This is a genomic window from Aerococcus sp. L_32 (assembly GCF_050689315.1).
Map to the genome: position 1 here is coordinate 1 of NZ_JBOEQF010000039.1, position 15,398 is coordinate 15,398.

The 15,398-nt window shown below is 39.7% G+C and carries 11 protein-coding genes and 1 pseudogene; 2 read left to right on the plus strand and 10 right to left on the minus strand.

Going from position 1 to position 15,398, the window contains the following annotated elements:
• Positions 1 to 98: 98 nt before the first annotated feature.
• From ACRCJ0_RS04375 to ACRCJ0_RS04410, 8 genes are all read right to left on the minus strand, one after another.
• Positions 99 to 1,946, minus strand: coding sequence for a glycoside hydrolase family 13 protein (locus tag ACRCJ0_RS04375; RefSeq protein ID WP_431389613.1), 1,848 nt, complete (start codon positions 1,944 to 1,946; stop codon positions 99 to 101).
• A 181-nt stretch (positions 1,947 to 2,127) separates the two neighbouring features.
• Entirely contained in the window at positions 2,128 to 4,356 is a 2,229-nt protein-coding gene (locus ACRCJ0_RS04380; RefSeq protein ID WP_431389614.1) for a PTS transporter subunit IIBC, read from the minus strand.
• A gap of 311 nt (positions 4,357 to 4,667) precedes the next feature.
• Positions 4,668 to 5,504: an endonuclease/exonuclease/phosphatase family protein gene (locus ACRCJ0_RS04385; RefSeq protein WP_059133975.1), complete on the minus strand. Its 837-nt coding sequence runs from the start codon at positions 5,502 to 5,504 to the stop codon at positions 4,668 to 4,670.
• 131 nt (positions 5,505 to 5,635) lie between these two features.
• Positions 5,636 to 6,127, minus strand: a complete 492-nt coding sequence (locus ACRCJ0_RS04390; RefSeq protein WP_268402989.1) for a hypothetical protein — start codon at positions 6,125 to 6,127, stop codon at positions 5,636 to 5,638.
• Positions 6,124 to 6,915, minus strand: a complete 792-nt coding sequence (locus ACRCJ0_RS04395; protein ID WP_431389615.1) for a MurR/RpiR family transcriptional regulator — start codon at positions 6,913 to 6,915, stop codon at positions 6,124 to 6,126. Before ACRCJ0_RS04395 ends, ACRCJ0_RS04390 begins: the two co-directional genes overlap by 4 nt.
• 72 nt (positions 6,916 to 6,987) lie before the next feature.
• Entirely contained in the window at positions 6,988 to 8,331 is a 1,344-nt protein-coding gene (locus ACRCJ0_RS04400; protein WP_431389616.1) for a 6-phospho-alpha-glucosidase, read from the minus strand.
• A 145-nt stretch (positions 8,332 to 8,476) separates the two neighbouring features.
• Entirely contained in the window at positions 8,477 to 10,168 is a 1,692-nt protein-coding gene (locus ACRCJ0_RS04405; protein ID WP_197558438.1) for an alpha-glucoside-specific PTS transporter subunit IIBC, read from the minus strand.
• A 661-nt stretch (positions 10,169 to 10,829) separates the two neighbouring features.
• Positions 10,830 to 11,750, minus strand: a complete 921-nt coding sequence (locus ACRCJ0_RS04410; RefSeq protein ID WP_431389619.1) for a tRNA dihydrouridine synthase — start codon at positions 11,748 to 11,750, stop codon at positions 10,830 to 10,832.
• 357 nt (positions 11,751 to 12,107) lie between these two features.
• On the opposite strand from ACRCJ0_RS04410, the gene ACRCJ0_RS04415 reads away from it, so the two are divergent.
• Entirely contained in the window at positions 12,108 to 13,208 is a 1,101-nt protein-coding gene (locus ACRCJ0_RS04415; protein WP_431389617.1) for a glycerol dehydrogenase, read from the plus strand.
• Between the two features lie 81 nt (positions 13,209 to 13,289).
• On the opposite strand, the gene ACRCJ0_RS04420 is transcribed toward ACRCJ0_RS04415, so the two are convergent.
• A complete protein-coding gene (locus tag ACRCJ0_RS04420; protein WP_431389618.1) occupies positions 13,290 to 14,255 on the minus strand; it encodes an alpha/beta hydrolase in 966 nt (321 codons plus the stop codon).
• Between the two features lie 110 nt (positions 14,256 to 14,365).
• The gene (locus ACRCJ0_RS04425; RefSeq protein WP_165695907.1) at positions 14,366 to 14,629 is read right to left on the minus strand and encodes a TetR/AcrR family transcriptional regulator; all 264 of its coding nucleotides are present in this window, start codon (positions 14,627 to 14,629) and stop codon (positions 14,366 to 14,368) included.
• Between the two features lie 341 nt (positions 14,630 to 14,970).
• On the opposite strand from ACRCJ0_RS04425, the pseudogene ACRCJ0_RS04430 reads away from it, so the two are divergent.
• Positions 14,971 to 15,398: pseudogene (locus tag ACRCJ0_RS04430) on the plus strand (UV DNA damage repair endonuclease UvsE); the annotation flags it as partial.

A 15,398-nucleotide genomic window follows, 5' to 3' on the forward strand; every position in this document is an offset into this window, starting at 1 on the left:
TGCATATGATTATTTTCTTTGCAACCGTTTTCGTATAAATTTTAAAAATATTTTTTTACTTTCAATATATTGCAAAGTATCTTTTACTGTCGACTAGCTTAATTTACACTAACCATGTAGGTTCCCGGTCTCACTTGAATGTAACCGCCTTCAAATTCTGCAAGGTTTGTGAGGACAATTTTTGTATTTTTATCTAGACCAATCTGCAGGTCTTGATTACCCTGGTTAAAATAGGCGCGCAAAGTTTGTCCTCGGTAAGTCTTTGTAAAGGCTAAAATTCGCTCACTAGGCAAGTCCTGTGACCAGTCTAGGGTCCCCAAATTGATGAGGTCACTATAGTTCCGTCGCATTTGAATCAGGTCCTTGGTAAATTGCCACATCGCTTGGTCTTGCTTATCCTTTTCCCAGACCATGCATTTGCGGTTGTCTGGGTCGTCGCCACCGTCCAGACCGATTTCCGTGCCGTAATAGATGCAAGGCGTGCCGGTTTGAAGGAAGGTGAAAGCAAGAGCTGACTGGACTTTATCCTTGTCGTAATTGGCCCGGGTGATGATTCGGTCGGTGTCGTGTGAATCTAATAGGTTAAACTGGGCCTGGTTGGTTTGCGTTCGGTAAAGCATTTGTTGACTCGTCATCCGGTCCATAAACTGCTGGTTGGTCAGCTCACGATTTGCTGTCTCATCGCCTATTTGATCTTTTGATGTCAGTCCTATCGATCCTGTCGGTCCAAAAAAGAAGTCCTTGATTTGGTCTGTCATCGGATAATTCATGATGGCATGGAATTCGTCCCCTTCAAGGAAACGCTGGGCTGAATGCCAGATTTCGCCCACAATATAGAAATCTTCTTTCAAATTGACGCAAGTCCGGTGGAAGTCTTTCCAAAATTGATGGTCCACTTCATTGGCTACATCTAACCGCCAGCCGTCGATATCAAATGCTTGAATATAGTGACGGGCAACGTCTAACAAGTAGGCTTTTACCTCAGGGTTTGCCGTATTTAATTTGGGCATGTGGGGTTCAAAGGCAAAAGTCTGATAGGTCAATTGCTGGCGGTCAAACCGCTCGCCGCCACTATAGTCAATCGCCCCAAAGGCTTGAACAGGAAAGTCTTGGATATGAAACCAATTTTTGTAGATAGACTGGTCTTGATTATCCAAGACGTCTTGCCATTGGCTGGATGCATAGCCGATATGGTTGAAGACAGCGTCTAGCATTACTCGAATGCCCCGAGCATGAGCTTGGCTGACCATTTTGCCAAATAATTCAGCGTCACCGAAGGCTGGATCGATGGTCATATAGTCGCTAGTATCGTATTTGTGATTGGTGTCCCCTTTAAAAATCGGGGTAAGATAGATGCCAGTGATCCCCAAATCAGCCAAATAATCCAGATGGTCGATAATCCCTTGCAAGTCTCCGCCATAGAAGTCATCATGACGGGGATGGGCCCTTGAACCCCAAGGCAAGGTGTTTTCTGGGTCATTTGTGGGGTCTCCGTTCGCAAACCGTTCAGGGAAAATCTGATACCAGACCGTATCTTTCACCCAAGCTGGCGTCTTAACCCGGTCACTTTCATGAAAATATGGCAGGCGGAAATAAGCATTGACTTGTCCTAAAATATGGACATCATCTGCTGGGTAAACTCCGCGATCACAATAAAAGACCTGATTCCCGTCAAAGTCCTGGACACGAAAGGCATAAGCTAGACGGTTGGGCGCTAATGGCCACTCACACTGCCAGTAGTCATGGAGGTCACTAGAGGCGACTTTCATCATTTCCTGATTGGTCCGGTACCAAGCCTCCGAATAATGTAGATAGGTATCCCCCGCCAACAAGTCCACCTGGGCTACGTCATTTTTCTTGGTCCGCAGGCGAATATGGACGGTATCTTCATCATATAAATAGGCAAATTCACTCTCCGGTCGGTGATATAAAGCTGCTGAATCCAATGGTTTTCCTCATTTCTATTTTTTATTGTTATACTTAAAAAGTAACCGCTTACATATAAAGATAGAAAAATAGCTAATGGCCTCTAACCATTAACTATCCTCCTAATCGACTTAGCTGACCCTAAGATTTACCTTCTTCAAGCGGTAAAAAATCAAGCCGATATTTTTCTTTATGACTATATTAAAAGTGAATTTTACCTGCTTCTTGACCGCCATCAATTTGTTGGTCTACGTTAGCTAATTCAATCCGGTCAATAGATTCACTATTTGTCACAACCACGATTACTGTTTTTTCTTTACCAGCCTCTTCGATGGCGTGTAAGTTAATTTCGCCAAGCTCTTGACCAGCAGTCACTTCTTGGTCCACGGCTACCTTTAAACCAAAGATTTCCGGGTCAAAATTGTTGGTATCAATCCCCATGTGGATCAATACTTCAAGGTCATCGCTCGTTTGAATCCCGATTGCATGATGGCTTGGGAAGATCGATACGATTTTACCAGCTACTGGCGCATAAACTTTAGCAGTTTTAGCGTTTGTGTCAGGCTCGACAGCGTAACCGTCACCCATCATTTTTTCCGAGAATACAGGGTCATTTACACGTGAGATATCTAATAATTGACCAGCAACCGGTGCAAAAACAGGTGATGCTTGACCAGATGAAGCCGATTTCTCAGACACAGCCGCCGGTTCACTGGAAGCCGACTTGCCTGTTACCTTGTCAGAAGGTGCCGGAATAGCAGTACCAGCGTCCAATAAGTCGTTGATGTCAGATTTTAAGATGTCAGATTTTGGTCCGTAAATGGCTTGTACCCCAGTACCTCGAACCATTAAGCCCATAGCACCTGCAGCCTTCCAAAACTGGTCACTTGCGACTTTTTCAGTATCTTTCACTGTCACACGTAACCGCGTCATACATGCATCTACATAATCGATATTTTCTTTACCACCTAATAAGTAGATAACATCGGCAATTTGTTGCTCGCTCGCATTTGAGGCAATGGCTGAAGTTTGGCCGTCAGCTGATTTACTAGCTTGTTCAGCCCCCAATCCCTCTTCGTAGTTACCTAAACGACCAGGTGTTGCATATTTAAATTTCTTGATCATGAAGTTTGCAATAAAGTATGTTAATACACCAAATACCAGTGTCACCAAGATGAAGTTAATCACGTCACCCATAATACCGGCTTGCGCTGATAATGGGATACGGGTCAAGAATTCAATAGTCCCGAATGAATGCACACGTAGGCTTAACACATCTGCCATAGCAAATGCCGCCCCTTGAATCACCGCATACACCACATATAAAGGCATAGCGATGAACATAAACATGTATTCCAATGGTTCAGTTACCCCAGTTAGGAAAACGGCAGCTGCAGCTGAAATAAACATTGGTTTATATTTATCTTTCTTATCTTGGTCAACATTGCGGTACATTGCGTAGGTTAACCCCATCAAGATACCTGAGGAACCAATCATTTGACCAACTTTGAAACGAGCAGGCACCCAATTTTCTAGTACAAATTGATAATTTTGCGTGTCACCAGCATTGTTGAAGTTTGCTAAGTCAGTTGCCCAAGCTAACCATAATGGGTCCTGTCCAACTACTTGTGCACCCGCTTGCGCACCCGTTAAAATTTCATATGTACCACCAAGTTCGGTGTAGTTAATCGGAATGGTTAACATGTGATGTAAACCAAACGGTAACAATAGACGTTCTAAAGTACCAAAAATAAATGGCGCTAAGATTGGCGCAGTATCTTGAGAAGTTGCAATCCATTGACCAAATGCGTTGATACCTGATTGAATCACTGGCCAAACAACTGCTAAACCTAAAGCAGTCACTAATGCCCATGCAATCACGACAAATGGTACAAAGCGTTTACCATTAAAGAAGGACAACACTTCTGGTAATTTACGATAGTTGTAGTATTTATTGTAGGCACTCGCCCCAATAAAACCTGAAATAATCCCTACAAATACCCCCATGTTTAAAGCTGGCGCTTCTAGAACACTAGTAAAGTAGCCATTTACAGGAATCGTTTGACCAAATACCGTGCTTGTCACAGCAGCAGGATCAGCTAACATTTCAGCTGTAACGCCAAACAAGGCACCTGTAATCCGGTTAATTAAGACAAAAGCAACAGCTGCCGCAAAGGCTCCACCAGCACGGTCCTTAGCCCATGAACCACCAATTGCAATCGCAAATAATAAATGCAGGTTACCAATAATGGCCCAACCAATTGACTCTAACACGCCGCCCGTAGTGACTAAAAAACTAATATTTTCAGCAAATAAGGGAATGGTTTTACCAATTGAAATCATTAAACCTGCAGCTGGCATAACTGCAATAACAACCATCAAAGCCTTCCCAAATTGTTGCCAAAATTCAAACGTAAACAGTCTCTTCATTTTTTTCGCTCCTTCATTTACACCCTTTTGATAACGGTTTCATAACTCAAAACAAATTATACACTGTAAAACACTTTTGTGCAACCGTTTGCATCTTTTTTTTTAACTATAGCAAAAAAACCGCGAGAATTTCCCACTCTCACGGTCCTTTTAAATGTTTTATTTAATTAAAAATACTGCCCTTCTTCTTGCTACTTCTAACATTTGTTAGCCTTAAATATTGTAGATAAATCAGAAAATTTAGCTAGTAATCATTCTAATGTTGCCATATTTACATACGTAGTTTCAATATTTATCTTTATATTTAGCTTCTAGTCAATAGTTTCTACTAGTACACCTGAGTGGTCTGATACGGCTTGCTGACGTTCTCCATCAAACACAACTTCGGATTTTTGTACTGCGACACCTTTAGGTACGAAGATATAGTCAATACGAATTTGTTCTTTAAGCCCGGTCCAGCCACCGATTTCTTTCAGTACTGTCGGTCCGCCGATAGTTTCTTCTGCAATCATATACGAGTCTGTAATTGGAATAGCCGTTGACACCATGTAGTCATAACCATCTGTCCCGGCAGGATTATTAAAGTCACCCATAAAATAAATTGGCAACTTAGTTCTAGCCAGGTATTTTTCAGTTTCTTGCCATTCATAATGAAATTCTTCATTATTTTTCCCGTGCCACCATGAGAAGTGGCCAGAAACCGCCATAAAGCTTTCGCCATTTGGTTTAGTGATCTTAGCCGTAAGAATACGCCGTGTTTTATAGTCATACCAATTATGACTTTTTGATACGTTATAGCTAGTGACGCTATCAATTGGGTATTTTGATAAAATCGCTACACCCTCTTGCATTGTGTCATGCGCAATATGAGTCATAGCCCACGCCCAATAGTAGGTTTTGCCTAATTCCGCTAATAATGCTACTAAACGCATAGCAAAATTATCTTCTTTAACATTTACTTGCCCATCCATAGGGACAAAGTTCACAATATTTTTAACGTCTACTCGATGTCCAATAATTTTCTGATTTACTTCTTGTAAGCCCACTACATCGATATCCCACTCAGCAATCGATTGCGCAATAAAAGCTAATTTTTGATCTTGATCATCTTCACCATAAGAATGAGTATTTAATGTTAACAGTTTCAACTAAATTAACGCTCCTTTTTATCCATTTTGATATCAGTAACTTGTCAATCTAATTCGATTATAACTCAAACCATTTAATTCACAAAAACATAATGTGAAGTGAAGTCAAATCCTCTATTAACACTCAGACATTAGCTACCCGTACTAATCCGCCAGATAGCAAAACGAATAAAGGCTGCAATCAATAGCATGGCCATTTCACCAGCAAAGTGGCTAATATTATGCTTCGGTGATTTGAAAAGGACTTGGAAGGCATCTCCCAGTCTCACTTTTAAAATCACAACACTAAAGGCAATTAAAATAAAAATCAAGATGGCCATTCCGGTGTTGCCAATCAATAAGAAACCAATCAAGATAAGTAATAAACTGATATAAAATTGCCCTAGACTATCTTGTGTTTGGTCAATTTTATCCCACTTAGATTTGATTAAAAAGCCCGCAAAAGGCAGGATACATACAGACATTAGTGAAATCACTGTAGAGACATTCGTGGTCAAGTTTTCTAGTAAACCCAGTCCTTGCGCGTTGCCTTGGAAAGTTAATAGGGCAACATATAAGATGGGTGCAATAACCAGTAATATAATCACAAAATGTACCATTCGACTTAAATTTTTTCTGGTCATAGGTCACGCTCCTCATTTTCTTTCTGTAATCGTTCTTGTTTTCGCACATATTCAAAATAGGCGATTGCTAATAAGTTGGTGGCTTGGTGGATAGGTAACATAGATGCAAAGGCTTCATCCTTATAATCAAAGCGTGTTGTTTTAAAATAGATTGTATAATCGGCTAAGCTAGCTAATAAACTGGTATGCATTTCACTCACCGCAATCAGGATGGCCCCTTTACTCTTAAAGATTTTCAATTCTCGTTCAATCAATGCCACATTGCCGCTAAAAGACGCCACAATCAGCACATCTCCAGGTTTAATAGATGCACTCGCAATTTTTAGCTCCAAAGGTGCTGAAATATCGATAGAAAATTTATTGTTCAATAAAATACTTCTTCTAAAATCATTTAAAGCGTTCTTTTGCGCCCATCCAGTCCCATATAAGAACACATTATCCGCATCAAAAACACTTTCAACAATGGGTTCAACCTGCATATTACTGAACATCTTAAAGGTATCTTGGGTATCGGCTGCTAACTGCCCCATTGGATCAATTTCACTATCATGCCGTTGATTATCTGCTTCATTGTTGAGGTAAAACTTGAATTCCGCATAACCTGAAAAGCCAATTTTTTGGGTAAAACGTGAAATCGTCGATTTTGAAACAGCCAAAATTGTTGCTAATTCAGTGATAGACATCTTCCTAACCGTCTGACTATGCTTCATGATATAGTCAAAAATATAGATTTCATTTTCAGTTAATTTACTATACAAGTCGTTATAGATATTTTCTATAGGTTTCATAAATGCCTCCAAAATAATAAGAGTGGACCTCGGCCCACTCCTATTATATCAAAAGCGTTTACATTTAGTAGATTAAGATAACTCAGGCCAGTATGATGTGTTTGCCTCAATTAAATCATCCAGAATTTGTTTGGCTACGCGTGCATTTGGCACGGTTCTTGATAAGGTAATAGCTTGCCATAATTTTTGATAAGAACCTTCGCTCCAAGCTTCAACCACTAATTTTTCAACGGCCACTTGTTGCTCCATTAAACCTTTTTGGAAGCGCGGAATTTCGCCCGTTACCAATGGTTCAGGTCCGTTTGATGTAATGATACAAGGGATTTCTACCATGGCTGTCGGATCAAAGTTCACGATTGATCCATTGTTTGGCACAATCAACAACATTCTTTCACGCGTATTATACGCCAAGGCTCTCGCTAAATCGACAATATATGAGGCGTGATCATCTGCTTTTAATGTCATTTTGGCACCTGAACCATAATTCACTACTTGGTTACATTCTGAGAACACTTGTTTTTCACGATGGTCCATTACTTCATTGGCCCGCGTATAGTCTGGATTAGCTACTGCTACTTCATCTTGAGGGTATAGGTAGTATTTTAGGTAGGTATTTGGCAGCGTATCTTCATCCAACCAAGATACTTCCTTGGCTTTTTCATAGGTATGCATCCAACTTTCTTCCACTTCCTCTTCAGAAGCATCAGCCAATTCTTCTGGCGTTACATAACCATGTTCATGAACCCACTCTTTTAATTTGGGCATTAAATCGTTACCTTCGTGGTCACGGATATCTGTCCACCAACCAAAGTGGTTTAATCCATAATAGCGAACGACGAAGTCTTTACGAGATTTAAGTCCTAAAATATCCGCCATCCGGTATTCAATCCCTACAGGCATATCACAAATGTTGATAATACGGCTATTCGGACGTAATTTTCTAGTCGCTTCTGCTACGATTGCTGCTGGGTTAGAGTAGTTTAACATCCAAGCATCTGGAGAGTATTCTTCCATATAGTCAATCAATTCAAGTACGCCACCGATTGAACGCATACCGTATGAAATACCACCTGGTCCACATGTTTCTTGACCAATTACTCCATATTTTAATGGAATTTTTTCATCTTGTTCACGCATGGCATATTTACCGACACGAATGTGGGCCATCACGAAATTAATGTCTGTAAAAGCTGTAGCTGGATCGGTTGTAGCCACGAATTCAATTTCTGGTGCGCGTTCATTTAGGATAATTTCACAGGCATCGGCAATTTGTTTTTGTCGGTCCCCGTCGTTATCGTAAAATTTGATTTGACGGATTGGGAAAGTATCTAAATTATCCAGTAACATCATGATGATACCTGGTGTGAAAGTTGAACCCCCACCTGCTACAAGAATCGATTGTTTCTTTAATGTCATTATGAATTCCTCCTAATGCAATTGTTTAACCGCTACTTTTCTATACCTCTATGCTAACAGAAAGTTAAGCGTTTTCATCACCCATTCAACCTTCTGTTCGCATTTCAGTATTTATGAACTTGTTCCAACTTACGGAAATTGTTCCTTAATTTTTCGCTTTACCTGTCCGTTTAGCAATTTCAACGTCCACTTCATCACGAACTTGTGGGACATCTAGTCCAACGATAACTTGAATCGCCTGACCCTTACGTACCACTCCATGCGCTCCGTTTTCTTTAAACTCTTTATCAGTGGCTAATGCATTTGGGTCTTTAACTGTTAACCTCAATCTAGAGGCACAGTTATTAACATCAGTAATATTTTCTGGACCACCAAGTAAGTCAACATAGTTTGAAGCTGTTACCGCAAAACGGCCACGACTTGGATCATTAGCTGCTTCTTCTGCGTAGTTTGTCATGGCTTTACTACTTGCTTTCGACTCTGACGGATCATGACTCGTATCGTCTGGGTCAAAACCTGCTGCCTCTTGTTTCTTTTTATCTTTATAGTCTTGTTTAGAGTACATTTTCACTTCTTCTTCGTCATCTTCACGTCCAGGTGTTTTCAAATCAAATTTATTAATCATCAAGCTGAAAACCACAAAGTAAATACCAGAGAAGATTAAACCAATAACTAGCCAAGTGATAATTGCACCAAAATGATTAGACCACATTGGAATAATAAATTTAGAAACAACTGAAATTAGACCAGAACCTATATCTCCTGCTAGTCCGAATAAGTACATAGTTGTTCCTAGTGAAGCTGCAAGTAAGGCATGGATAAAGAATAGTTGTGGGGCGATAAATAGAAAAGTAAATTCAAACGGTTCTGTAATCCCAGCCATAATCGCTGTGAAAGCTGTTGGCAATAGTAGGGATAATACTTCTTGACGTTTTTCTTTTTTCGCTGTCGCATAGAAAGCTGCTGAAATACCAATCGGTGCGAAAATTTTTGACATATTATGCAACCCAAATGCGCCTTCAGGGAATTGTTCACGTAAAGGTGCCGGATTTGAAGCAATTACATTTAATTGATCTAACCAAGCGCGTTCAATCCCGCCTTCAATCACTGCAGGGCCATAGGTAAATGGTTGGTATACAAAATGATGCAGTCCTGTTGGAATTAAAATACGTTCTAAGAATACATATACGAATACACCGAAGGCACCTGAACTCGCCAACCAACCCTGTAATGTTGCAATACCACCTTGAATAACTGGCCAACCCCAAGCTGTTAGGAAGGCTAATGGTAACATGATGAAGAATCCTAAAATATAAACGAATGTTGACCCTTGGAAAACACCCAACCAGTCTGGTAGTTTAGTATCAAAGTACCGGTTGTGTAGCCAAACAACAATAGCCGCTACGGCAATGGCACCAATAATATTGGTATCCAATGTTTTTACACTACCGATCAGTTTTAACCCACTGACACCACCTGGTTCTGCGGTATAATCTACCCCAAAGTTCGTCCCCCAAATTTCAAGGATTTTAGCCAGGAAACTTTGGAAAGTCATGTAAACAATAAATGACTCCAAGCTGGCACGACCAGCCGCTTTCGTAGCCAATCCAATTGGGAGACCAATCACAAATAATAGTTCAATTTGATTAAATACTGTCCAACCACCAGATTCTAAAACCGACCAGATATTTCGCCAAAGACTGCCCTCGGATGCGAGACCACCCATAATCAATTCATTTTGAAAAAGAATTGAAAATGATAATACAATCCCCGCAAACGAGAATAACAGCACCGGCACAAACATTGCGCCCCCAAACCGTTGTAATTTCGCCATCATAATTTCTTCACTCCTTTTTGTTGAATATTGCTTCCAATACTGTCATCTTAGCACTGCTTTTTTCTATATGCAAACGCTTCCATGTTTATTGAGACAAGTTTTCTAACCCGCGCCCTGTTCCGAAATTAGGAAATCGGCCCAAGAATAATCAAAAAAAGACAGAGGCCTTAGGTAAATAGGCTTTCTGTCAGCTTAGATGTGTTTCTTTATTTTGCAAGAAGTTATGGCAATAATACGCCCGAATAGATCTAGACCCGAATTATAATGGCGACGAGTAAGATAAGCCCTTCTCCGGCTAGTTTCCGAAAAATTTCTGGTTCTCGAAGTCTTGCGAAGACTTCTGAATATCTAATGGCTAAAGGTAGTTTGGAGGCTAGGAAGAGGAAGAGCATGAAAATGATCATAGCGTAATCCCCCATTAAAATAAGTGTTGCGGTGGTTAGAAATAGGAATAATGCGATGAGGTTAATAAGCCAACCCAATATCCGTATAGTCATCTTCATACCGTCTTATCGAATCAAGTTAAGGACCTGATACTTTTCTTCTATAAATATCTGCTATCATAACTGCTTCCGTGTTCACCCTTATAATATCAAAAATTTTAGAAACCACCTAAAAAAGACCACGTGAAAGTGGCCTTTTTATCATATTCGCAATTATATTATGCATCCGCTAGGTATTTTTCTTCAAATTCATCTAGCAATGCGCGTGCTTCTTCCGTTGATTCAGTTTCCATTAGGCCAATACGTAAGTCGTTGGCACCACGGAATGAGCGGATGTAGATTTTAAAGAAACGACGTAATGGTTTATATGGACGACCGTCTTTGGCAGCATTCTCGTCGAATAAATCTAGGTGGTATCTGAATAGGTCTAACAATTCTTTTGGCGTGTGGTCACGTGCTTCTTCTTCAAAGGCGAACGGATTATGGAAAATCCCACGACCAATCATAACGCCGTCAACACCGTATTTATCCACTAATTCTTGACCGACTTGACGGTTTGGAATATCACCGTTAATGGTTAATAAGGTTTGTGGTGCGATTTCGTCACGTAGTTTTTTGATTTCTGGAATCAATTCCCAGTGAGCGTCTACTTTAGACATTTCAGTCTTTGTACGTAAATGAATCGATAAATTGGCAATATCTTGCTTTAACAACAGACTAAGCCATTCTTTATATTCTTCCGTGTCTTGGTGGCCAAGTCTTGTTTTCACTGAAACGGGTAGGCCACCTTCTTTAGCTGCTTGAATTAATTCAACCGCTACATCTGGACGGAGGATTAACCCTGATCCTCGGCCGTGTTTAAAAACGTTAGGGGCTGGGCATCCCATGTTAATATCTAAACCAGCATAGCCCATTTCATTCATCCCTTTAGCCATTGCCGCAAAATGTTCAGGATTGTCTCCCCAGATATGCGCTACGATAGGCTTTTCATCTTCTGTAAATAGTAATCGTGAATTTAATGAATCGCGACCTTTTGGATGTACATATGATTCTGAATTGGTAAATTCTGTAAAATAAACATCTGGTTTAGCTGCTTTTTGAACTACATGACGAAAAACAGTATCTGTTACATCTTCCATTGGCGCTAAAATAAAAAATGGTCGTGGCAATTCTTGCCAAAAGTTTTTCTTTTCTTCCACAATAAATTCCTTTCTCTTTTTCTTATATATTGAATACAAAATAAAAAAGCTATTCGCTTTTTTACTTACTCTAGAATTTTTGCTTACAGCGCTACATTATCTCAAATCTGAACCACAATTGGAAGCAAAATATCTTATATCTTCATTACATTTTATTCTCTCGAAACTTAACCTAAAATAGTACCCTTTCCTTTTCGTTTGTGATATAATTCACATATAAATAGGAATAACAATTTCCCTACTTTTATATATGCGGTTTCAATTGTGAATTTTGTAACATAAACTAGGAGGTTTATTATGGTTAGGGTATTTGCAAGTCCGGCACATTATGTTCAAGGTAAAAATATTTTAACAAGTCAAGTAGCTGTAGACTACATCCAAAAGTTAGGTGATAAGGCCTTACTGCTAGCAGATGATGTTGTTTGGGAAATTGTTGGGGAAACCCTAACTGACTCATTGACAGCAGCTGGCATGACCATTATCCGTGAGCCCTTCCAAGGTGAAGCTTCTACTGCAGAGATTGATCGCGTGACAAAAATTGGCCAAGATAATGATGTAAATCTTGTTTTAGCACTAGGTGGCGGGAAAGCTATTGATGCTGGGAAAGCCATTGCGGATGACCTACAGTCACCAGTAGCTATTTTACCAACAGTTGCTTCTACAGATGCACCAACTTCTGCGCTATCTGTTATTTACTCTGAGGAAGGCGCCTTTGAGAAATACCGGTTCTACAAGAAGAATCCTGACTTAGTCCTACTAGATAGTCAAATTATTGCACAAGCACCAGCTCGTTTCTTCGCTTCAGGAATCGCTGATGCACTGGCAACTGCAGTTGAAATGCGCCCAACGATGACTGGTAACCACGATACCATGGCCGGTGGGAAAACAACTTTAGCTGCTCAAGCGATTGGAGACAAGAGTAAGGAAGTCTTGTTCGCTGACGGGATTAAAGCCTTTAAAGCCGTTGAAAAACAGGCAGTCACACCAGCAGTTGAGAATGTTATTGAAGCCAACACACTTCTTAGTGGACTTGGTTTTGAATCTGGTGGTCTTGCTGCTGCCCACGCTATCCATAATGGTTTCACAGCTTTAGAAGGTGACATTCATCACCTAACCCACGGTGAAAAAGTTGCTTATGGTACGCTAACACAACTTTTTATGGAAAATCGTCCAACTGAAGAAATTGATGCTTACATCGACCTGTATCAAGCTTTAAACTTACCTACTACCCTAAAAGAATTACACTTGGATCCTGAAGACCGTGACGCCTTGATTCGCGTGGGGAAACAGGCCACAATTGAAGGGGAAACAATTCACAACATGCCATATATCGTCACAGCTGAAGACGTTGCAGATGCTTTGATTGCTGTAGATGCATACGTAACCGGCCGCAAATAAGAATAAAAAGACCAATTCCAAAATTGAAAGCGACTGAGATATACTCGGTCGCTTTTTTTACATGTAACTTAAAAAGATGATTTAATGCCATAAGAAGTCCATGTATAGGTGGTTTTGTGCTGCCCATGTAGCTTCTGAGTGGTCACCACCTGCTGCTAAATGCATATAAGTTTCACCACCACGATCTAAGAATGCTTGCTCAAGATAACTAGCTTGATCTAAGCGACCTTCATTAACTTCTTGGTCACCAAATGACAAGTATAAACGGGTATCTTGGGCGATAGATTGGCGTGCCAATTCAGCCACTAATTCATCAAAACAAAAACCAAAAGCTGGTGATAATGCAGCAGCTTTAGAAAAAGTTTGGTTATAAACAACTGCAGCATAATAAGCCATCAAGCCACCCATAGAAGAACCGGCAATTGCTGTGCCCTCACGCCCCGCAATGGTTGGATAGTTATCATCAATAAATGGTTTTAGTTCATTAACTAGCCAATCCATAAAATGATCTCCATAACCATCAATTTGACCAAAATGCGCTGTATCTACTGAATAGGGACAATATTCACGGAGACGCTCACCGTCTTCATGGCTGCACTCAATCCCTACAACAATCAACTCTTTATTGTAGGTACCCAGAAAATCCAATAAATCCCAAGACCTTCCATAAGTCGCCATCTCGTCAAAGAATAAGTTATGCCCATCAAACATGTAAAGAACAGGATAGCGTTCTTTACTTTCTGATAGACGATCTGGTAAATACAAGTGGATTTGCTTATCCACATCCTTAAATGGAAAATAAAAAGCAAATTGTTCAAACATAGCCGCACATCTCCTTATTGATACTTGCTTTAATACACCGTGTAGAAATAGATGAATGACTTCACTAAAATTCACTAAATGATATTTCTCCGCATCTGGGAAAATATAAGGCGCAATCGTTATAAAATAGTCACTAGCAATTGAGTTAGGATCGACTTCTTCGGTAAATTGGCTACTAAATGATTGGAAAAGATTCCTACCAGGACCTCTATATTTATCTATCAATACCTTATAAAGTGCTTCTTTAGTTTCTTTATCAGCATTAAGTCTATATCTTTTAACATGCTATAAATATCAATTGGATTCGTTTCCTGTAAATACAAGGTCATCTCCATTTAAGTTTCTTCCATAGTCAATTGTTCATTCGCAACAAAGTTAATAAGTTCTTTCTCTACCTCGTTAGCAACTGATTCTAATACCGCTACATAAAGTGTTTGTTTATTCTTAAAATGATGATATAGATCTTGTTGAGTTGTTCCACCCTCTTCAGCAATCATGCGTGTGGAGGTCTTCTCATACCCAATTGACATAAAGTTTTCGTGTGCAACTGCTGTAATTCTTTGCCTGGTTGTCGGATTTTTTTCTGATAATGAAGCCATTCCTTTTAAATTTCCATTTCATTATAAGGCAAAAATACTTAAACAGGTATTGTTAATTACTTTTATTAGCTTTATACTAAACGAAACTTATCAATTGATAAGTTTATGATTTTTAAAAAGCGAGCGATATGAAAAAATTCATAACCATATCGAAGCATTTCACCCGAAAGCTCGTCTACAACTTGTGGCATCAGCTACTATTTGCCAAAGTATTGAAACGGTTATTCAAGAAGATTGCTACAATTGTTTCCCTAAGCGCCAGTACACTAGCAAATTAAAAAGAGCACAATTAATTCAACAAGCTCACCAAACTATCAGGACATCATGAGAAAGAAGGTCATATGATGAATTCAACAATAAAGGTTGGTTACGCCTGCTTGAACCTAGACTTAGATCGAGGGTTTAAAACTTGTCGTTTTGCTAATTTAACTAATGAAAAATGGATTGAGTTAATTAGCTGGAATTTAGAAACACTTAAGCAAATGTTGATTTACACTGCAGACCACAACATTCAAATGTTACGGTTATCAAGTGATTTAATTCCTTTTGCAACCAAGGCTAAAGATGATGTTAATTTAGACTGGCAGGTATATTTTCAAGATGAATTCGATGCACTAAAGAAGCTCATAAAGAATTTAGACATCCGCATATCCTTTCACCCTGGTCAATATACTGTGCTAAATTCACCAAAGGAGGATGTAGTAGAACGCGCAATTGCTGATTTGGATTATCATGCCGATTTGTTGGCGTTATTGGGCGGTGATCAAAC